Origin of the sequence: Citricoccus alkalitolerans, from assembly GCF_039528175.1 — a bacterium.
GTDB lineage: Bacteria > Actinomycetota > Actinomycetes > Actinomycetales > Micrococcaceae > Citricoccus > Citricoccus alkalitolerans.
Genome location: NZ_BAAALH010000002.1, coordinates 1,722,518 through 1,741,322, shown reverse-complemented (window position 1 = coordinate 1,741,322; position 18,805 = coordinate 1,722,518). Strand labels below are relative to the sequence as shown.

Sequence of the window (18,805 nt, the reverse complement as noted above, 5' to 3'; positions counted from 1 at the left end):
ATTCCACCCATCCGCCTGTTGCTGGCCGATGACCAGGCCTTGGTCCGCGGGGCCCTGGCCGCGCTGCTGGCCATGGAGCCCGACCTCGAGGTGGTGGCGCAGGTGGGCGATGGGACCACCGTGGCGGCCACCGTGGACGAGCTGAGTGTGGACGTGGCCCTGCTGGACATCGACATGCCCGGACTGGACGGGATCGAGGCCGCCCGGGCCATCGCGGCCGGTGGGACGGGATGCCGTTCGCTGATCGTCACCACGTTCGGCCGGCCCGGATATCTGCGGCGAGCTCTCGAGGCCGGGGCCAGCGGCTTCGTGGTGAAGGACACCCCGTCCGAGCAACTGGCTCAGGCGGTGCGCTCCGTGCATGCGGGACGCCGGGTCGTGGACCCGTCCCTGGCGGAGGAGACCCTCGTGTCCGGATCGAATCCGCTGACCGAACGTGAGCAGGACGTGCTGCGTGCCGCACAGAACGGTTCCAGTGTGCGGCAGATCGCCGCCGCCCTGTTCCTCTCCCCCGGCACCGTGCGCAACCACCTGTCCTCGGCCATCGGCAAGACCCACACCACCAACCGGACCGAGGCCGGTCTCGTGGCACGGGACAACGGCTGGCTCTAGAGCAGGCGGATCGTTCAGGTACAGATCACCGGCCTCAGAACATCAGGCCGAAGGCCCACACTCCGAGGCTCATGGTGACCAGCGTGATCAGCACGATGCCGATGACGTTCAGGAACAGTCCGCCCCTGACCATCTGGCCGATGGTCACGTAACCGGAGCCGAAGGCGATGGCGTTCGGCGGTGTGGCCACGGGGAGCATGAAGGCGCAGGTGGCGGCCAACGCCACCGGAATGCACAGCAGCATCGGGTCGACCCCGACACCCATGGCCACCCCACCCGCCACGGGCAGGAACGTCGCCGCCGTGGCGGTGTTCGAGGTCAGCTCCGTCAGGAAGAGGATCGCCGTCGCCATGATGGCCACGAGCATCCAGAGGGGAATGCCGGAGAGTCCGGCGACCTGCTCGCCGATCCAGTCCGCGAGCCCTGAACCGCTGAACTGGGCGGACAGCGCCAGCCCACCGCCGAACAGCAGCAGGACGCCCCACGGCAGCTTGACCGCGGATTCCCAGTCCAGGAGCCGGACGCCCCGCGCGGCGCCAGCCGGCAGCAGGAACAGCAGCAGGCCGGCCACCATGGCGATGCCCGCATCGCTGATGAGGTCCTCGAAGAGCAGCGGGATGGTGATCCAGGACACGGCGGCCAGCACGAAGATCGCCAGGACCCGGATCTCACCGGAGGACATGCGTCCCAGCTTGGAGAGCTCCTTGGTGATGAGTTCGCGGCCTCCCGGGATCTCCTTGATCTCCGCCTTGAACAGCACGCGGGTCAGCAGGAACCAGACGATGACCATCATCACGATGGACAGGGGCACGCCGACGAGCATCCACTGCCCGAAGCCGATGGTCACTCCGTGGGACTCGGCCATGTAGCCGGCCAGCAGGGCATTCGGCGGCGTGCCGATCAGCGTGCCGAGTGACCCCACGGAGGCGGCGTAGGCGATGCCGAGCATCAGGGCCGTGCCGAAGTTGGACTTGATCACGGCGTCCTTGACTTCCCTGGATGTCGGGTCGGAGGACTCCTCCACAGGGTTGGACCGGTCCGCGGCGACGACCAGCGTCAGCACGGAGACACCGATGGGGATCATCATCACGGCGGTGGCCGTGTTGGACACCCACATGGAGAGGAAGCCGGTGGCGATCATGAAGCCGGCCACCACACCACCCGGGCGCGTGCCCATGGCCCGAACCGTCACCAGGGCGATCCGACGGTGCAGGTCCCACCGCTGCATCGCCAGTGCGATCATGAATCCGCCCATGAACAGGAAGATGATGTTGTTCCCATAGGACGCACCCACATCGTCCACGCCGATGTCCACGCCGAACACCGGAAAGAGGATGAGCGGCAGCAGGGCGGTCGCCGGGATCGGGATGGCCTCCGTCATCCACCAGACCGCCATCAGCACCGCGACGGCGGCCGTCAGGCGTGCGTTGTGCTCCACGTCCGCGGGCATCGCCAGGAACACGACGGCGGCCAGGACCAGTCCCGCGGCGAAGCCGATCCATCTCCTCAGGTGCAGGTTCCGCTTCTCCGCCGGCGCCTTCTCCCCGGGGGACCGATGGTCGGTGGGTTGCTCCTGGCCCACCGATTCTGCCGGGTACCTCGTGGTTCGGTCGGAGGTCTCCGTGCGAGGCTGTCCCGTGGTGTCGGACATCGTATGCCGTCCTTTCGTGGCCTGGTCAGACCGTCTGTGACTAGCATTACACTAAGGCCATCGTGATCGTGAATCGATGGCCTGACGAAGCCTCCTAGGCCCTCGACTCGATGAGCTCCGGTGGGCGTTGTTGCGGACGCTTGCGACCCCCTTGGGGGGCAGAACCCGTCTCGGGCCCTCGAGGCACGCGTGCAGATTTCGTACACGGCTTGTGACCACCTCAGGGGTTCATGGCCCTGTGTCAAAACAGAACGTCGGCAAACGGTCGGTTTTGGACACAACCACTTCCACAGACACTGACGAGGGTTGCATCCATTTCTGTGATCTTCCCCATACTCTTGGCCATCCGGCCAAAATGACTTGGCCAGGTGGCCAACTTAGTGCCAGGATGGCTTTCGCCGGGTGCAGTACTCTCCGGCGACGCTCCGTGCACACCGCCCGCAGCCCGACCACTCTTTAAGAGGTGCCCCGTGTCCCCCGCGCGCCGTTGGATTACCCTGTCCGTGCTTGTCCTTCCCGTGCTATTGATCGCGATCGATATGTCCGTACTCAGCATCGCCGTGCCGGCCCTGTCAGCCGATCTCGCGCCGACGTCGAACCAGCTGCTCTGGGTTATTGATCTCTACTCGTTCCTGCTCGCCGGTCTGCTGGTCTTCGCGGGTTCACTCGGAGATCGAATCGGCCGCAAACGGATGCTCATGATCGGTGCACCCCTGTTCGGTGCGGCGTCCCTCGTGGCTGCCTTCGCCACTAGTCCGGAGATGCTGATCCTCGGTCGTGCTCTGCTCGGCATCGGTGGCGCCACGCTCATGCCTTCGACTCTCGGCTTGATTCGCGCGATCTTCCCGGACCGCACGGAGCGGCGCACGGCGATCGCTGTGTGGGCCGCCGCGCTTTCCGGAGGGGCCGCCGTGGGCCCGGTCGTCGGAGGACTGCTGCTGGAGAACTTCTGGTGGGGCTCGGTATTTCTCTTGAACGTGCCGGTCATCGTGCTGTTCCTACTCGCCGCTCCGTTCTTGATGCCTGAGGCGAAGGACCCGAATCCGGGCCCGTTCGATCCGGCTTCCGCAATCCTCTCCATCGTGGGCATGATCTCGCTGGTCTACGCCCTCAAGACGGGTGTCAAGGGATTCGACTGGACGGTACTTGCCGCTCTCGTTCTCGGCATCGCGGCGATGACGTGGTTCATCAACCGCCAGCGCCGCCGCGAGAACCCCATGATCGATGTCTCCCTCTTCAAGAACTCCGCGTTTGCCTCGGCCCTCACGATCAACGCGATCTCCATGTTCGCGTTCATGGGACTGCTGTTCTTCCTCCCGCAGTACCTGATGCTCGTGCGCGGCATGGGCTCGGCCGAGGCCGGACTCTGGATGCTCCCGTTCGCGGCGGCCACGGTGGTCGGCACCATGCTGGCCCCTGTCGTGGCGCGAATGGCGTCGGTGCGCACCGCGATCATGACGGGCCTGGCCCTCGTGATCGTCGCGTTCGTCATCGGCACCCGGCTGGAATCGGCCGAGACCATCGTCCTGTTTGCGCTTCTCTCAGCCGCGTTTGGCATCGGTATCGGTCTCGCCGAAACTCTCACGAACGACGTGATCCTCACCGCCGCTCCGAGCGATCGTGCCGGTGCCGCCGCAGCCATCTCCGAGACCGGGTATGAGTTCGGCGGGGCCATGGGCACCGCCGTGCTCGGCACCGCAGGAATGGCCATGTACTCAAGCCAGGTGATCGACACTGCCTCTCTGCCCGGCATGGACGCCGACTCCGCGGCTGCCGCGTCCCAGACACTGGCAGGCGCACACGAGATTGCGGAGACCCTGCCCGACGGGGGTGCTCGCCTCCTGGATATCGCGGATTCCGCCTTTATGGCGGGCATCGACCTGGTGGCCGCGATCGGCATCGGCACGGCGGCCATCACCGTGATGCTGGCCTGGCGTGGACTGCGCTCGGAGTCACGGACGGCCCAAACCGAACGAGATGCAGACGGGACTCCCGCCGAGAGCGCGGACACCGCCAGTGCGGAAGTGACCCGTGGCTGAGTCGCGCCGGGTACATGTGCCGATCGAGCAGCGCCGTCGGGAACTCACCGAGATCGCGGTGAAAATCATGGCACGCGATGGAGCACGGGCGCTCACCACGCGGGCTCTGGCCAAGGAGGCCGGCGTGCCACATGGATCCGTGCACTACGCGTTCTCCTCAAAAGAGGAGTTAATCCGTTCGGTGATGCAGTTGGACCTGACGCACCTGTCAGACCTCGCGCCGTCACAGCACGACCGGCCAATGCAGGGGCCAGAGGACGTGGTCGCCACTGTGGCCGAGCTCTTCGCCGCCTACGCAGATTCCGTCATGGCTGATCCGGACATAGAGATCGCGTACTTTGAGCTCTCACTCATGGCAGCCCGCGACGAACAGCTACGCGACCTGGTCGCGCAGTCCCAACAGGAGTACCGCCGAACCATGGTGAGGCTGCTCGGCGACCTGGCCGAGCAAGCAGGCTTGCGATGGGAGGCCGACGTCGCCTTGGTGGCCGAACAAGCGCTGACGCTACTTTCTGGGGCGGCACTGAACTGGCTCGAGCAGCGCGACGACGCCGTGTTCCGGGCTGTACTTGCAGATGCCGCCAGCATGGTGGGCCGCCGGCTCGCCTAACTCCTAGGCCCGAGCCGCCCATGAGGCAGGAGCAGATCAACGACAACGGTCAACCTCTCGGCGCGGAATACCCAAAGGCCGAAGCCCAGAGCCCGACCCCAACGTAACCGGGTAACCACCCACCATCACCACTCACGAAAGACAGAAAACCATGACCGGGACAGTCGCCATCTACGGCACCGGATTGGGACTGCTGGACCACTTGGCGGATGACCTCCACAACTACGGCGTCCGAGTGATCCGGGCCCACCACCCCCACCATCACCGCACTCACCGGCGCACCCTGCTGGGGGTCGCCTACAAATGGCGCCGCGGATGGGTGGGGAATGCCCTCTCCCGACTGAAGCTCAAGAGAAGCCTGACCAACATTGAGCATCTGATTTCCCAGAACGGGATCGTCCTGATCCTGGTGCAGCTCATCGGCGTTCCGGCCAGGCACCTCGAATCCGTCCTGGAGCATCTCTCCAGAATCGCCGAGGAGGCCACCGCCAGAATGACCAACTTCCACGGCCTCGATGTCACGATCAACATGCTCGCGTTCGAGTCGAGCGCCCAGCGATCGCTCCTGCGCGCCAATGTCCTGGACTACCTCGGGAACAGCGGCAGGATCGCCTCCGGTGAATGCGTCCACTACCGAGAGCTGAAGAACCGCAGCCTTCAGGACGCTTTGAACAACCACGTGCTGTGACACCGTGGCGGCCGACCGTGACCTTGGGATCGATTCACGGTCGGCGGGTCGCTCCGGGTTGGTACCGGAATGCACCGGGGTTATCCACAGGCTTGGCACCCCAAAAACACCGGCTCGGCCGTGCGCAGATGTTGAACCCCTTCGGGATCAGGCTGGGCTCTTGCGCCCTTCGTTGGTTGCGGCCAGCTCTTCGATCTTGTCTGGCCCAGGATGCACCACACCTCCGACACCGGCTGCTAACCATAGTCGGCCGATTGCGGACCTCCGTGCGTAGAGGTTCAAGCAGGCGAGGAACACCACTGACCTTGATCCGGACTTCCGGAACCTGAGCTGGTAAGGAGAACGTCCTTGCTGCCATAGAGCCCGTGCCAGCGAACAACACAGGGGACGGTGGCAGCGCGGGGCAGGGCTGGGAGCTGTTTGTCGATGCGGCGAGCTACGAGACTGGCTTTGCGGAGCTACGTAGCCAGGTCCCGAGGTGTGGAAACGTCAACGTTCGCCGGGATTCCTACTGACCGCGACGCGGGCCCAGTCCACGCTGACCATGTCGCAGCGAAAACTGCTTCCATGGACTCCACGGTGTCGTCCGCGCCGTACATATCGGCCAGCATCCGGCCCCTCTCCACGGCGGTGCACACCTATCGTGTCCGTAGCCTTTGGCAATCTGGGGGGCATGGAGACTTCAGCAGTGGTGTTGGTGGCCGTGGTGTGCGTGGTGGCCGGTTTGGTCGTGGGCGCGGTGTTGGGTGGATGGCTGGTGTGGACGCGCTGGCAGGGGACGTGGGCGGAGTCCGAACGGGGAGCCAGAGATGAGGCCCAGGCGGCCCGGAGCGAACTGTCCGAGGTCCAGGCCGCACTGGCCGCGGCAGAGGCCGAGAGCCGGGTCCTGGCCGCCGAGCGGACGGCGGACCGGGACCGTTCCGCCGCCGAGTCCAAGGTGCTGACCGCCCTCGCCCCCGTGGGACAGCGGTTGGAGACCCTGCAGAGGCAGGTCGGAATGCTGGAGCGGGATCGTGTGGAGCAGTACGGGCAGCTCTCCGAGCAGCTCAAGACCGCGGCCGCCACGGACTCGGCCCTGCTGGTCAATACCAAGACCCTGGTCGCCACCCTGAAGTCGACCTCTGCGCGGGGGCACTGGGGCGAGGTACAGCTGCGCCGAGTGGTGGAGGCAGCCGGGATGCTGCCCCACACCGACTTCTCCGAACAGGGGATGCTGCGCGGGGACGAGGACCAGATCCTTCGACCGGACCTCGTCGTGCGGCTCCCCGGCGGAAAGTCGCTCGCCGTGGATGCCAAGGCGCCATTGGCGGCCATCCTCGAGGCCGAGGAACTGGCCGGCGATTCGACGACCGAGGGAGCCGGCCGGCGCTATGAGCTGCAACAGGCCCACGCCAAGGCCGTGCGCGCTCACGTGGACGCCCTCTCCGCCAAGGGCTACTGGCAGGGATTGCAGGATTCGCCCGAGCTGGTGGTCTGCTTCCTTCCCGCCGAGTCTTTCCTGGCCGCCGCGCTCGAGGCCGACCCCGGCCTGCTGGACCACGCCTTCTCGAAGAATGTGGCGCTGGTGGCACCGGTGTCCCTGTTGACCGCCCTGAAATCGGTCGCCTACTCCTGGCGTCAGGAGACCTTGACCAAGAACGCGCGGGAACTCTTCGCGGTCTCCCGGCAGCTCTACCAGCGCCTCGGGACCCTCGGTGGGCATGTCACCAAACTGGGGAGTTCACTGAAGTCGGCGGTGGAGAAGTACAACTCCATGGTCGGCACGCTCGAGACCCGAGTGCTGCCCTCCGCCCGGCGCATCGGCGAGTTGAACCCTTCCAGCGTGGAGGGGATATCCTCCGCCGCTCCCCTGGAATCCACTCCGCGCGTCCTGTCCGCGGCAGAACTGCTGGAGGATCCGGGCCTGCCAGCAGATCTGCCGGGTGATCTCCGACGTCAGGCATGACGGAGGTCACACCGGAACGACGGTGTCTGGAGGAATAGGTGAGAGGGCCTCCGGGTTGAAGACGGGTGGCTAGTTGAAATTTCAACGTCTTAACGTCTACGCCCTGATCCTGTCTGAAAGGACACCCATGCGCATCGGCTACATCGTCGGCTCCCTCGCCCAGAACTCCATCAACCGCCGTCTGGCCAAGGCCCTCTCGGCACTGGCCCCCGAAGGCGTGGAGTTCTTCGAGGTCTCCATCAGCGAGCTGCCCCTGTACAGCTCGGATTTCGACGCCGACTACCCGGCCGCCGCCCTGGACTTCAAGGAGTCCGTCTCCTCGGCCGATGGCATCCTCTTCCTCACCCCGGAGTACTCCCGCTCCATCTCCGCTGCCCTGAAGAACGCCATCGAGTGGGGCGCCCGCCCCTGGGGCCAGGCCGTGTGGGGCGGCGTCCCCGCCGCTGTCATCGGCACCTCTCCGGGCGGCACCGGGACCGCCATGGCCCAGCAGCACCTGCGCAACATCCTGTCCCACCTGGATATGAGGACCATGGGCCAGCCGGAGACCTTCATCCAGTCCCGCGAGGGTGCCCTCGCCGAGTCCGGCGAGGTCCAGGACGCCACGCTCCTGCCGGTTCTGCAGGGCTTCGTGGACGCCCTCGTCGCCCATGTGGAGGCCAACGCCCGCGTCGCCGTTTGACCCGGCGTCCCCTCCCCACACATCGCCCGCAGCCTCTGACGCTGCACCAGCGAGCCCCTCGACCCGAACACCAGGGTCGAGGGGCTCGCTGGCGTTACCACCTCGGACCGGATGCCGGGATCTCATCCGCCATGCCGTAGACTGTGCGCTAGCCAGCCGGTCAGGATCCTTCCTCGCCGGTGCCGGCCAGCACCGCGTTGAGTGGCTCTTGTGATGCCGCAGCCGCCAGTGCCAGGGCCGGGTCTTTCTTCCACCCGGACGGATTCCTTTTTCGTGACTTCTCTTCAGCCTGCCGCCGTTTCCGGCGGTTCCTCCACCATGCCCACTTCATCCGACTCGGAATTCGCCGAGCTCGGGGTGCCCGCCGGCCTGGCCGCCGCGCTGGCCCCGCAGGGCATCATCTCCCCCACCCCGATCCAGAAGGCCACCCTTCCGGACTCTCTCACCGGGCGTGACGTGCTCGGCCGCGGCCGGACCGGTTCCGGCAAGTCCTACGCCTTCCTGCTGCCACTGGCCTCCCGCCTGAGCGGCGGGCGCTCGGCCACGGCCCGCCGGCCTCGGTCGCTCATCTTGGCTCCGACCCGCGAGTTGGCCCTCCAGCTCGAGGAATCCTTCAAGCCGCTCTCCGCGGCCAGCGGCCTGTCCTCCCTGACGATCTTCGGCGGCGTCGGCCAGAACCCACAGGTCAAGGCGGTGGCGCGCGGCGTGGATGTCCTCGTCGCCTGCCCCGGACGCCTGCTGGATCTCATGGGTCAGGGGCACGTCGACCTGTCCGGCGTGGAGATCCTCATCATCGACGAGGCCGACCACATGGCGGACATGGGCTTCCTGCCGATGGTCCGCCGCATCCTGGACAAGGTGCCCACCAAGGCTCAGAAGATGCTCTTCTCCGCCACTCTGGACGAGGGCGTCGGCGTGCTCGTCAAGAAGTACCTCAAGAACCCGGTGGTGCATGAGGCCGATTCGGCCGTCTCCCCGGTGGCGAAGATGGATCACCACGTGGTGTCCGTGGACGGGGACGACAAGCTGGCCGCCCTGGCCGACCTGTGCGCTGCACCGGGCCGGACCATCGTGTTCACCCGCACCAAGTATGGCGCCAAGAAGGCCGCCAAGCAGTTGCGCCAGCGCGGCGTCTCCGCCCTGGAGCTGCACGGCAACCTGTCCCAGAACGCCCGCACCCGGAACCTGGACGCCTTCCACGATGGCACTGCCGGCACCCTAGTCGCCACGGACATCGCCGCCCGTGGCATCCACGTGGACGACGTCTCCCTGGTGATCCACTCCGATCCGCCCACCGAGCACAAGGCATACCTGCACCGCTCCGGCCGCACGGCCCGTGCGGGCCAGGCCGGCACCGTGGTGACCCTGGCCGGGCGCGAGCAGCGCAATGAGGTCCGCACGCTGATGCGCGCCGCCAAGATTACCCCGACCGTCCATGCCGACGGCGCCGACGACTCCCTGCTGGAGACCCTGGCCCCCGGTGAACGCTCTTTCCTGGAGGCCGCTGAACTCGAGAAGCTCCTCGCCGTCTCCACGCCCAGCACCCAGCAGGCCAGCCAGAACGGCGGAGGCAACGGTGGTCGCCCCGGCGGTCGCCAGGGCGGCGGAGCCTCCGGTGGGGGTGGCCGCTCCGGCGGTCGCAACGGCTCCCGGGGTGGCCGCAACGGTGGCCGCTCCGGCGGCCAAGGCAGTCAGGGCGGTCAGCGCGAGGGCCAGCCCGACGGCGGCCGGCCCCGTGGCGCCTCCGCGTCCGGTGGTGAGCGTTCGGAACGGTCCCGCAACGAGCGACCCTCCCAGGAACGCGCCGGCAACGGTGGCGGCCAGGGCGGACGCGGAACCGGCCGGCCGGGCAACCGCCGCACGGGTTCCTCGGCCGGGACGCCGACGCCGGGCGGCCGGGTGTACTCCTCGGAGTCCGGTGGACGCAACACTGACTTCCGGGAAAACCGGGACCATGAAGGCGGCCGCGAAGGCCGTGGTGGCGCCGGCCGCTCCCGCGGTGGCCGCAGCCGCCGCTCCTCCAGCGCGCAGGGCTCGCCCCGCAGCTGATCCCGGACTGACATCCGGCTGAGCCCCAGCCGCCTGTGACGCGGAGAAGCCCCCGCATCCGAGCAACCGGATGCGGGGGCTTCTCCACGTGCGGGCAGTGTCCGGGTCAGCCGATGGCGCCGGCGAGGGCGAAGGTCGCCCAGGCGATCACGAAGCCCATGACGCCGATCAGGGTCTCCAGTACAGTCCAGGTCTTCAGGGTGGTCTTGACGTCCATCCCGAAGAACCGGCCGACCAGCCAGAAGCCGGAGTCGTTGACGTGGGAGGCCACCACGGAGCCGGCGCCCACGGCGAGCACCATGGCGGCCAGCTGGACGGCGTTGTAGTCCGCGGCGGCCACTCCGGCACTCACCAGGCCGGCGGCGGTGGTCAGGGCCACGGTGGCCGAGCCCTGCGCGATGCGCAGCACGGCCGCGATGAGGAATCCGGCGAGGATCAGCGGCACGCCCAGATCGGACAGGGAGTCCTCCAGGGCACCACCGATGCCCGAGGTCCGCAGCACCGAGCCGAACATGCCGCCTGCACCGGTGACGAGGATGACGGAGCACACCGGACCGAGGGCACCCTCGAGGGTCTTCTCGAGGACGGACTTGTCGGTGCCGCGGGCCCGTCCCAGGACGATCGTGGCCACGATCAGCGTGATGAGCAGTGCCACAGGGGTCTCCCCCAGGACGCGCAGGACCTGGAACCAGGTGGAGTCTCCCGTCCCCTCGGGCAGCATGCCGCCACGGTTGAGGGTGTCCAGCCCCGTGTTGAGGAAGATCAGGAGCATCGGCAGCAGCAGAACCAGGACCACGGTCACGAACCGCGGCGGGTTCTTCTCCTGTTCCTCATCTGCCCGTCCGAGCAGGGAGGGCACCGGCAGCTTCCAGCGCCGGCCGGCCCAGCGGCCGAAGAGGTAGCTGGTCACGTACCAGGTGGGCAAGGCCACGAGCAGACCCAGGAGCATCACCAGGCCGACGTTGGCCTCGAAGAACGTGGCGGCGGACACCGGCCCCGGGTGCGGAGGCAGGTAGATGTGCATGACCGAGAAGGCTCCGGCCACGGGCAGTCCGTAGGACAACACCGAGCCGCCGAGCCGGCGCGCCACGGCGAAGACGACGGGCAGCATGACGACGAGGCCGGCGTCGAAGAAGATGGGGAAGCCGAACAGCAGGGAGGCGACGCCGAGGGCGAAGGGGGCGCGCTTCTCACCGAACCACCCGATGAGGGTGTCCGCCAGGACCTTGGCACCTCCGGACAGCTCCACGAGCCTGCCGAGCATGGCCCCCAGGCCCACCAGCAGGGCCACGGTGGCCAGGGTGCTGCCGAAACCCTCCGTCGCTGTGGAGACCACCAAGTTCGCCGGGATGCCCGCGGCGAAGGCGGTCAGGACGCTGACGAGGACGAGCGCCGGGAACGCGTGCATCCGCAGATACATGATGAGGAACAGCAACAGCGCGATCGCCGCGGCGGCGATGCCGAGCAGCGGTCCGGCCCCCAGTGTCGGGGTCCATTCTTCGATGGTCATGGGTGGGCCTTCGGGTCGGAGCGCAGCCCGGCGACCCGGTCAGGACGGGGGCATCAACGCAAGTTGGGGTAGCGCTTGCCGCCCCGGCACCCGATGGCCAATGGCCGACGGCCTCAGAGGTCGGCGACGATGGTCAGCGCCTGGTCGACAAGCTCGTCCACACTACCGGAGTTGACCAGCTCCGCTCCGTCCTCGTCCGCCCCGAGTCCCTCGAGTGTCGCGAGCTGGCTGGGTACCAGTGCGGCCGGCATGAAGTGGCCCAGGCGGTGTTCCATGCGGTCCGTGATGACCGCCGGATCACAGGTGACGTGCAGGAAGATCACCCGGCCGGAGGCCTGGCGCAACAGGTCGCGGTAGGTGCGCCTCAGCGCCGAGCAGGTGACGATCGTTCCTCCGGCGTTGGTTGCGGCGTCCATCCAGTCACGGATGGATTCCAGCCAGGGCCCGCGATCCTCGTCGGTCAGCGGGGTCCCGGAGGCCATCTTGTCGATGTTGGCCCGAGGGTGGAACTCATCGGCCTCTGCGTAGGACCGGTTCAGTTCCTCGGCCAGGCGCTCGGCCAGCGTGGTCTTGCCCGAGCCCGAGATCCCCATCAGGACCAGGTGGACAGGCTCCTGCACTGCCGCTGGTGTACCGGATGCCATCAGTTGCCGGTGTTGGTACGGCGGCCGCCGAGGAAGTGGTCGTTGTCCCCGACCTTCTTCATCTCGGCACGCAGCTCCTTGGGCAGCGAGAAGATGATGTCCTCCTCGGCCGTGACGACCTCCTCCACGACTCCATAGCCATACTCGGCGAGCAGCGTGAGCACGTCCTGCACCAGGACCTCAGGAACGGAGGCGCCGGAAGACAGGCCGACGGTGGCCACGCCCTCGAACCAGGACTCGTCCACCTGGTTGGCGAAGTCCACGCGTTCGGCCCGCTGTGCCCCGTACTCAACGGCGACCTCCTTGAGCCGCACAGAGTTCGACGAGTTCGCGGAGCCGACCACGATCACGAGATCACACGACGGGGAGATCTTCTTGATGGCCGCCTGGCGGTTGGAGGTGGCGTAGCAGATGTCATCCGAGGGCGGGTCCTGCAGGTTCGGGAACCGTTCGCGCAGGATGGAGACGATCTCCAGGGTCTCATCCACGCTCAGGGTCGTCTGGGACAGCCAGATCAGGTTGTCCGGGTCCTCCACCTCGACGGTCCGGGCTTCCTCCGGGTTGTTGATGATGGTGGTGTGCTCGGGGGCCTCACCGTAGGTGCCCTCGACCTCCTCGTGGCCTTCATGGCCGATGAGCAGGATGCTGCGGTTCTGCTTGGCGAACCGGACCGCCTCGCGGTGCACCTTGGTGACCAGCGGGCAGGTGGCGTCGATGGTCTGGAGGTTGCGCTCGGCGGCTTCGTTGACGACGGCCGGAGACACTCCATGAGCGGAGAACACGGTCAATGCGCCCTCCGGGACCTCGTCCAGCTCCTCCACGAAGACCACGCCCTGTTCTTCCAGGGTGTCCACTACGTGCCGGTTGTGGACGATCTCCTTGCGCACGTAGACGGGCGCCCCATGGTGCTCGAGCGCCTTCTCCACGGCGATGACGGCGCGGTCCACGCCCGCGCAGTAGCCGCGCGGTGCGGCCAGTATGACCTTCTTGTCCCCGCTCACGACGGCGGCGGCCTCCACATCCTCGCGGGTGCGGCGGGCACGGGGCACCTGGGGCATCCCGATGGCGACGGGCGAACCGGCGGCGGCGGTGGGGGCTGTGGTGGCAGCGGCTGCTGAGGGAGCGGCTGCTGAGAGAACGGCGGACATATGTTCCAGTCTACCGGCGGACCCGGCACGGGCCACCCGGAGTGAGGCAGGCCTCAATGCCCGGTGTGGCCCCGGGAGCGGAGCCCGGAGGAGAGCGACACCACCAGGCCGAGCGCGGCGACCACCCCGCCTCCGACGATCAGGATCATGGTGTCCGGCATCGCGTAGTCGCGAATCCCCTCCAGCAGCGAATCCGCGGCAACCCGGGCGATGCCCTCCAGGTCGGCAGCCGGCTCCATCTGTCCCAGAGCCCACCGGCTGACTCCTCCGGCAGCCAGGGCCGTGAGGCCGGTGACGAACAGGGGGGTGCCCTTCCGGCGGCGCGGTGCCGCCCACAGCGCCAGCAGGGCCACCACGGCGGCTGTACCGGCCAACCAGGGCCAGCGGTACACGTTCTCCACGATCAGCACGACCTGGTCCGTGGGCACCGTGTCGGGATCCGGTACGGCGAGATCCACGGACAGCGGAGATTCCCTCGCCTCCTCATTCCCGGCTTCCTGACCGTCAGCCAGGCCCTCACGCAGCATCTCCGCCACCGCCTCGCCGCCGGGCATCCCGGCGAGGGCCTCAGCCAATCGGTCGAGACCAAGCTCCAGGAGCGGTGCGGCCTGCAGGTGCACGGTCCCGGACGTCGTTGTATCCCCGTCGGCAAGTCGGTCGATGCGGTGGACCCAGTCCAGTCGGGTCTCCTCCAGGACCGCGGACCAGGCCGTGGGGAAGCGGTCGTCCTCAACCAGTCCGCTGGCAACCCCCTCCACGAGCCCGGAGACGGCGGTCTGGGCGAATCCGGGCGTCTGTTCCGGCAACTGGTCCTGGACGAGCGAGGTGATCTCCCCGGGCAGAGCCTCCTGCAACTGTGGGTCCTCGGACATCGGGGCGGCGATCTGCTGCAGGGGTTGCGGGGTATAGACGAGGGCCTCAGCCCGGGCGCCCACCAAGGACAGGACGGCGAGCAGGCCGGCGAGCGCGGCCAGGAGAATGGACAGTACCGTGCGCATCATGGCTCCGTTCGTGCGGGTGGATCAGGCCTTCGCTGGCACAGGTGGGGCGTATCCCGTCCTAGCCTAGAGAGAGAATGGCCTGACGACCTTGCCATCGAGGAGACACACTACGCATGGACGACCAGCCGTCATCGGCACCCCTCCCGGCCACCGCCTCCGGGACCGCTCCAGACGCCCCGTGGCCGCTGCGGGTCCTCTCGGAGAATCTCAAGAAGTACTTCGAGCGCGCTCCGGAGGCGTGGATCGAGGGGCAGCTGATCGAGTTCAAGGTGATCCGCGGCAATGCCTGGATGACCCTGCGTGATCTGGACGAGGACTACTCGCTGCCCGTGACCGCCTGGCGGAACGTGGCCTCCACTCTGGAGGGCGCGGTCGAGCAGGGTTCTCGCGTGGTGGCGTGCGTCAAGCCCAGCTTCTACACGAAGACCGGCCGGCTGAACATGATCGCCTCCGCCATGCGGCCGGTCGGCATCGGGGACCTGCTGGCCCGCGTGGAGAAGCTCCGCCGCACTCTGGAGGTTGAGGGTTTGACCTCGGCGGCCCGCAAACGTCCGCTGCCCGTGCTGCCGCAGCTCATCGGACTGGTCACGGGCAGGAACTCGGACGCCCTGAAGGACGTCATGCGCAACGCCCACCTGCGCTGGCCCGAGGCCCGCTTCGAGGTCCGAGAGGTGGCCGTGCAGGGACCGAACGCGCCGCGGGAGGTGATGGCCGCCGTCGCCGAACTGGACGCCCACCCGCAGGTGGACGTGATCATCATTGCGCGCGGCGGCGGGGCGCTCGAGGAGGTCGTGCTGCCGTTCTCAGACGAGGCTCTCGTCCGCGCCGTGGCCGCCACGAGCACCCCGGTGGTCTCCGCCATCGGGCATGAGGCCGATCGCCCCGTGCTGGACGACGTGGCCGATGTGCGGGCCTCCACCCCCACTGACGCCGCCAAGCGGGTGGTCCCGGACTCCACGCTCGAGCGGGAGGCGATCTCCGCGGCCCGGTTGCGTCTGGCCTCCGGTGTGGAAAGGCTGGTACTGCAGGAGGCCCAGTCCCTCCAGGCCCTGCGCACCCGGCCCGTGATGGCCCAGCCGGAACGTCTGGTGGACGAGCGCGCACAGGACTTGGAGCGGTGGCGGGGGCGGTCCCGCACGTCGCTCTCCGGCCGGTTGGACCGGGAGCACGACGCCGTAGGGCACCTGCGCGCGAGGGTGCTGTCCCTGTCCCCGCAGAAGACCCTGGACCGCGGCTATGCGGTCGTCCAGCATGAGGGCGAGGTGGTCCGCCACGCTGGCCGGGTCGCCGCCGGGGACCGGCTGGACATCCTGGTGGCCGCCGGCCGGATCGGCGCAGCCGTCACTGACACCACCGCTCCCGTCGGTTCTGTCGACCCAGGCGAGTCCACTGACAGCGCCGAGCATGCCAACAGTGCTGCACCTTCCGAACACACCCCGACGAAGATCACCGAGGAGAACGCATGAGCGACCCGACCGAGAACACCGACCCCACCATGCCGGGCCCGGAGAATACTGCTGTGGATGGTGCTGCTGTGGAGGGCTTCTCCGCGGCCGATACCTCGGACATCGCCACCCTCAGCTACGAGCAGGCCCGGTCCGAACTCGTCGAGACGGTGGCCCGGCTGGAGACCGGCGGCGCCGGCCTGGAGGAATCCCTGGCCCTCTGGGAGCGCGGCGAAGCCCTCGCCGACCGCTGTGAGGAGTGGTTGAACGGTGCCCGGGCGAAACTCGACGAAGTCCGGGCCAAGACGGCCGACCGAACCGTCTGATCCTCTCGGACTACGGTCGGCTCGGACAGCGCGACGTGGCCGGGCCGTCCCTGACAGCCCGGCCACGCCTGGCGATCTGACCGGTTCAGGCGGTATCAGGCAGTCTGGCCGGAGTGCTTTCCCTCGGCGAACTCCTCCACCATCTTGGCGTTGAAGGCGTCCAGATCACCGGGATTGCGGCTGGTGGTCAGGCCCTGATCCACCACCACCTGCTCGTCCACCCAGGTGGCGCCGGCGTTCTTCAGATCCTCGGACAGTGAGTGGTAGCTCGTGAGCTTGCGCCCCTGGACCACGCCGGCATTGATGAGGGTCCACGGTGCGTGGCAGATGGCCGCAACCGGCTTGTGCTGGTCGAAGAAGCCGCGGACGAAGCCCTGGACACTGGCGTCCACGCGAAGTGCGTCCGCGTTCAAGGTGCCGCCGGGCATGACCAGGCCGTCGAAATCTGAGGCAGAGACGGAACCGGCCGTGTGATCGACGGTGAAGGTGTCCCCGTGCTCCCAGTCACCGTTCATGGCGGTGATGGTGCCGGACTCGACCGAGACGAGCCGGGGCTGTCCCCCTGCGGCGATGACGGCGTCCCACGGTGAGGTGAGCTCGACCTGCTCTACCCCACGGGTGGCGAGGAAGGCAATGGACTTTCCCTGGAGCTGCTGAGTAGTCATGCCCCACCCTAAGCACGTTCCCCCGGGGCCAGTGCAAGGTCTGTGGCGTTGTGTTCGCCGAAAGCGAGGCGAATCGTCGATGGGGCCGTGATTGACCAGCTGATATCCCAGAGATAATCTCGGCAAGGCTGGATGGGAAAAACATCACCAGCATCACTCATGCACCATACTGCCCAGTTGACCAATCACCCCTGGTCGATGGCGACCAGGAGAGGGACCGCACCGTCATGCCCAACATCCTCAATCGAGAGGCCATCGTCGCCCCTCGAGAATTCAATCGCTGGCTGATCCCGGCCGCCGCACTGGCGATTCATCTGTGCATCGGCCAGGTCTATGCCTTCAGTGTCTTCAAGATCCCGATGATGGGACATTTCGAGGCCGGTGATGTGGCGGTCGGGTGGATCTTCTCCGTGGCCATCGCCATGCTCGGCCTGGCCGCCGCCTTCGGCGGCACGTGGGTCGAACGGTCCGGGCCGCGCAAGTCGATGGTCGTGGCCGGCAGTTTCTGGGTGGTCGGCTTCTTCGTCGCCACCGTGGGCATCGCCACGGGTCAGCTCTGGCTGGTCTACCTCGGCTACGGCGTGATCGGCGGCATCGGCCTCGGCATCGGGTACATCTCCCCCGTGTCCACGCTGATGAAGTGGTTCCCGGATCGTCCCGGCCTAGCCACCGGCCTGGCGATCATGGGCTTCGGCGGCGGCGCGCTGATCGCCAGCCCCATGTCCAACAGCCTCATGGCGTTCTATGGCGGCGGCTCCGAACCGGAACAGCTCCAGGGCGGTCTGCTGCAGACCTTCCTGACCCTGGCCATCGTCTATGCCGTGGTCATCGCCCTGGGCGCGATCGTGATCCGGGTCCCTCACCCGGAGTGGAAGCCGGCGGGCTGGGATCCGGCCCAGGCTGCCTCCAAGCCGATGCAGACCCGGGCCAACGTGTCCGCTCAGTCTGCCATCAAGACCCCGCAGTTCTGGCTGCTGTGGATCGTGCTGTTCTGCAACGTGACCGCCGGCATCGGCATCCTGGAGAACGCCGCCCCCATGATCCAGGGGTACTTCGACTGGATCACGCCGGCCGCCGCCGCCGGCTTCGTGGGCCTGTTGTCCATCGCCAACATGGCCGGCCGCATTGTGTGGTCCACCACCTCAGACTATTGGGGCCGCAAGAACAACTACATGATGTACCTCGGCGTCGGATTGGCCATGTACCTCGTCATCGCCCTGATGGGCGGGGCCAACCTGGTCGTCTTCATCGTGGCCACCATGGTCATCATCTCCTTCTACGGCGGTGGATTCTCCACGGTCCCGGCATACCTGAAAGACATGTTCGGCGTCTTCCAGGTCGGGGCCATCCATGGCCGCCTGCTGACGGCTTGGTCCGCGGCCGGCATCGCCGGACCGCTGATCGTCAACAGCCTGATCGAGTCCCAGGCCGCGGCCGGCAAGACCGGGGCTGACCTGTACACGGCCTCGCTGTACATCATGGTCGGCCTGCTGGCCATCGGTTTCATCGCCAACCTGCTGGTCCGGCCTGTGGCCGAGAAGCACCACGTTTCCGAGGACGAGATCCGCGAGAAGGAGCACGCCAAGTGAGCACCCGCAACGAGAGCACCCCTGACAGCCGCGCCCACGCCGAGGCGGCGGCGGGCGGAAGCAACGCGGCCATGGACACCGGCGGCGTCTACCGCGCAGTGGCCGTCGTCCTCGCCCTGATCGTCGTCGCCGCACTGGCGTACGGTCTGGTCCAGACGGCCATCAAGGCCTCGGCGCTCTTCACCGGCTGAGACCCAGCGC

17 protein-coding genes are annotated in these 18,805 nt (G+C 67.5%); 11 read left to right on the top strand and 6 right to left on the bottom strand.

The window, feature by feature from the left end:
• Positions 1-612 carry a response regulator transcription factor gene (locus ABD134_RS13910; protein WP_344230926.1) on the top strand — a complete coding sequence of 204 codons (612 nt, stop codon included), beginning with the start codon at positions 1-3 and terminating at the stop codon, positions 610-612.
• A gap of 34 nt (positions 613-646) precedes the next feature.
• On the opposite strand, the gene ABD134_RS13905 is transcribed toward ABD134_RS13910, so the two are convergent.
• Positions 647-2,263, bottom strand: a complete 1,617-nt coding sequence (locus ABD134_RS13905; RefSeq protein ID WP_344230405.1) for an SLC13 family permease — start codon at positions 2,261-2,263, stop codon at positions 647-649.
• Between the two features lie 470 nt (positions 2,264-2,733).
• On the opposite strand from ABD134_RS13905, the gene ABD134_RS13900 reads away from it, so the two are divergent.
• The 6 genes from ABD134_RS13900 to ABD134_RS13875 all read left to right on the top strand — a co-directional run bounded on the left by ABD134_RS13900 (position 2,734) and on the right by ABD134_RS13875 (position 10,276).
• Positions 2,734-4,302, top strand: coding sequence for an MFS transporter (locus ABD134_RS13900; protein ID WP_344230403.1), 1,569 nt, complete (start codon positions 2,734-2,736; stop codon positions 4,300-4,302).
• The gene (locus tag ABD134_RS13895; RefSeq protein WP_344230401.1) at positions 4,295-4,912 is read left to right on the top strand and encodes a TetR/AcrR family transcriptional regulator; all 618 of its coding nucleotides are present in this window, start codon (positions 4,295-4,297) and stop codon (positions 4,910-4,912) included. The genes ABD134_RS13900 and ABD134_RS13895 overlap by 8 nt, the downstream gene beginning before the upstream one ends.
• A gap of 151 nt (positions 4,913-5,063) precedes the next feature.
• The gene (locus tag ABD134_RS13890; RefSeq protein WP_344230399.1) at positions 5,064-5,600 is read left to right on the top strand and encodes a hypothetical protein; all 537 of its coding nucleotides are present in this window, start codon (positions 5,064-5,066) and stop codon (positions 5,598-5,600) included.
• Between the two features lie 673 nt (positions 5,601-6,273).
• Entirely contained in the window at positions 6,274-7,545 is a 1,272-nt protein-coding gene (locus ABD134_RS13885) for a DNA recombination protein RmuC (protein WP_344230397.1), read from the top strand.
• 127 nt (positions 7,546-7,672) lie between these two features.
• The gene (locus ABD134_RS13880) at positions 7,673-8,227 is read left to right on the top strand and encodes an NADPH-dependent FMN reductase (RefSeq protein ID WP_344230395.1); all 555 of its coding nucleotides are present in this window, start codon (positions 7,673-7,675) and stop codon (positions 8,225-8,227) included.
• Between the two features lie 318 nt (positions 8,228-8,545).
• Positions 8,546-10,276, top strand: coding sequence for a DEAD/DEAH box helicase (locus ABD134_RS13875; RefSeq protein WP_344230393.1), 1,731 nt, complete (start codon positions 8,546-8,548; stop codon positions 10,274-10,276).
• Between the two features lie 106 nt (positions 10,277-10,382).
• Here the strand turns inward: ABD134_RS13875 and ABD134_RS13870 are convergent, their stop codons facing one another.
• From ABD134_RS13870 to ABD134_RS13855, 4 genes are all read right to left on the bottom strand, one after another.
• Positions 10,383-11,786 (bottom strand): GntP family permease, encoded by a 1,404-nt coding sequence (locus ABD134_RS13870; RefSeq protein ID WP_344230391.1) that lies wholly within the window; start codon positions 11,784-11,786, stop codon positions 10,383-10,385.
• Positions 11,787-11,899: 113 nt separating this feature from the next.
• The gene (locus tag ABD134_RS13865) at positions 11,900-12,430 is read right to left on the bottom strand and encodes a gluconokinase (RefSeq protein WP_344230389.1); all 531 of its coding nucleotides are present in this window, start codon (positions 12,428-12,430) and stop codon (positions 11,900-11,902) included.
• The gene (locus tag ABD134_RS13860; protein ID WP_344230924.1) at positions 12,430-13,488 is read right to left on the bottom strand and encodes a 4-hydroxy-3-methylbut-2-enyl diphosphate reductase; all 1,059 of its coding nucleotides are present in this window, start codon (positions 13,486-13,488) and stop codon (positions 12,430-12,432) included. The genes ABD134_RS13865 and ABD134_RS13860 overlap by 1 nt, the downstream gene beginning before the upstream one ends.
• Positions 13,489-13,631: 143 nt before the next feature.
• Positions 13,632-14,579: a hypothetical protein gene (locus ABD134_RS13855; protein ID WP_344230387.1), complete on the bottom strand. Its 948-nt coding sequence runs from the start codon at positions 14,577-14,579 to the stop codon at positions 13,632-13,634.
• 113 nt (positions 14,580-14,692) lie between these two features.
• On the opposite strand from ABD134_RS13855, the gene xseA reads away from it, so the two are divergent.
• Positions 14,693-16,045: an exodeoxyribonuclease VII large subunit gene (xseA, locus tag ABD134_RS13850; protein WP_344230385.1), complete on the top strand. Its 1,353-nt coding sequence runs from the start codon at positions 14,693-14,695 to the stop codon at positions 16,043-16,045.
• 29 nt (positions 16,046-16,074) lie between these two features.
• A complete protein-coding gene (locus ABD134_RS13845; RefSeq protein ID WP_344230922.1) occupies positions 16,075-16,350 on the top strand; it encodes an exodeoxyribonuclease VII small subunit in 276 nt (91 codons plus the stop codon).
• A 95-nt stretch (positions 16,351-16,445) separates the two neighbouring features.
• On the opposite strand, the gene ABD134_RS13840 is transcribed toward ABD134_RS13845, so the two are convergent.
• Positions 16,446-17,015 carry a type 1 glutamine amidotransferase domain-containing protein gene (locus tag ABD134_RS13840; RefSeq protein ID WP_115931726.1) on the bottom strand — a complete coding sequence of 190 codons (570 nt, stop codon included), beginning with the start codon at positions 17,013-17,015 and terminating at the stop codon, positions 16,446-16,448.
• Between the two features lie 227 nt (positions 17,016-17,242).
• Here ABD134_RS13840 and ABD134_RS13835 point away from each other — a divergent pair, with 227 nt between their 5' ends.
• Together ABD134_RS13835 and ABD134_RS13830 are read left to right on the top strand one after the other, a co-directional pair.
• Positions 17,243-18,604, top strand: a complete 1,362-nt coding sequence (locus tag ABD134_RS13835) for an L-lactate MFS transporter (RefSeq protein WP_344230380.1) — start codon at positions 17,243-17,245, stop codon at positions 18,602-18,604.
• Positions 18,601-18,795, top strand: coding sequence for an MFS transporter small subunit (locus ABD134_RS13830; RefSeq protein ID WP_344230378.1), 195 nt, complete (start codon positions 18,601-18,603; stop codon positions 18,793-18,795). The genes ABD134_RS13835 and ABD134_RS13830 overlap by 4 nt, the downstream gene beginning before the upstream one ends.
• The last annotated feature ends 10 nt before the right edge of the window (positions 18,796-18,805 follow it).

Bases quoted from the DNA above. Each gene is read 5' to 3' on its own strand.
- ABD134_RS13905 (WP_344230405.1), bottom strand. From the start codon at position 2,263: ATGTCCGACACCACGGGACAGCCTCGCACGGAGACCTCCGACCGAACC.
- ABD134_RS13890 (WP_344230399.1), top strand. From the start codon at position 5,064: ATGACCGGGACAGTCGCCATCTACGGCACCGGATTGGGACTGCTGGAC.
- ABD134_RS13885 (WP_344230397.1), top strand. From the start codon at position 6,274: ATGGAGACTTCAGCAGTGGTGTTGGTGGCCGTGGTGTGCGTGGTGGCC.
- ABD134_RS13880 (WP_344230395.1), top strand. From the start codon at position 7,673: ATGCGCATCGGCTACATCGTCGGCTCCCTCGCCCAGAACTCCATCAAC.
- ABD134_RS13875 (WP_344230393.1), top strand. From the start codon at position 8,546: ATGCCCACTTCATCCGACTCGGAATTCGCCGAGCTCGGGGTGCCCGCC.
- ABD134_RS13870 (WP_344230391.1), bottom strand. From the start codon at position 11,786: ATGACCATCGAAGAATGGACCCCGACACTGGGGGCCGGACCGCTGCTC.
- ABD134_RS13865 (WP_344230389.1), bottom strand. From the start codon at position 12,430: ATGGCATCCGGTACACCAGCGGCAGTGCAGGAGCCTGTCCACCTGGTC.
- ABD134_RS13860 (WP_344230924.1), bottom strand. From the start codon at position 13,488: ATGCCCCAGGTGCCCCGTGCCCGCCGCACCCGCGAGGATGTGGAGGCC.
- ABD134_RS13855 (WP_344230387.1), bottom strand. From the start codon at position 14,579: ATGATGCGCACGGTACTGTCCATTCTCCTGGCCGCGCTCGCCGGCCTG.
- xseA (WP_344230385.1), top strand. From the start codon at position 14,693: ATGGACGACCAGCCGTCATCGGCACCCCTCCCGGCCACCGCCTCCGGG.
- ABD134_RS13845 (WP_344230922.1), top strand. From the start codon at position 16,075: ATGCCGGGCCCGGAGAATACTGCTGTGGATGGTGCTGCTGTGGAGGGC.
- ABD134_RS13840 (WP_115931726.1), bottom strand. From the start codon at position 17,015: ATGACTACTCAGCAGCTCCAGGGAAAGTCCATTGCCTTCCTCGCCACC.
- ABD134_RS13835 (WP_344230380.1), top strand. From the start codon at position 17,243: ATGCCCAACATCCTCAATCGAGAGGCCATCGTCGCCCCTCGAGAATTC.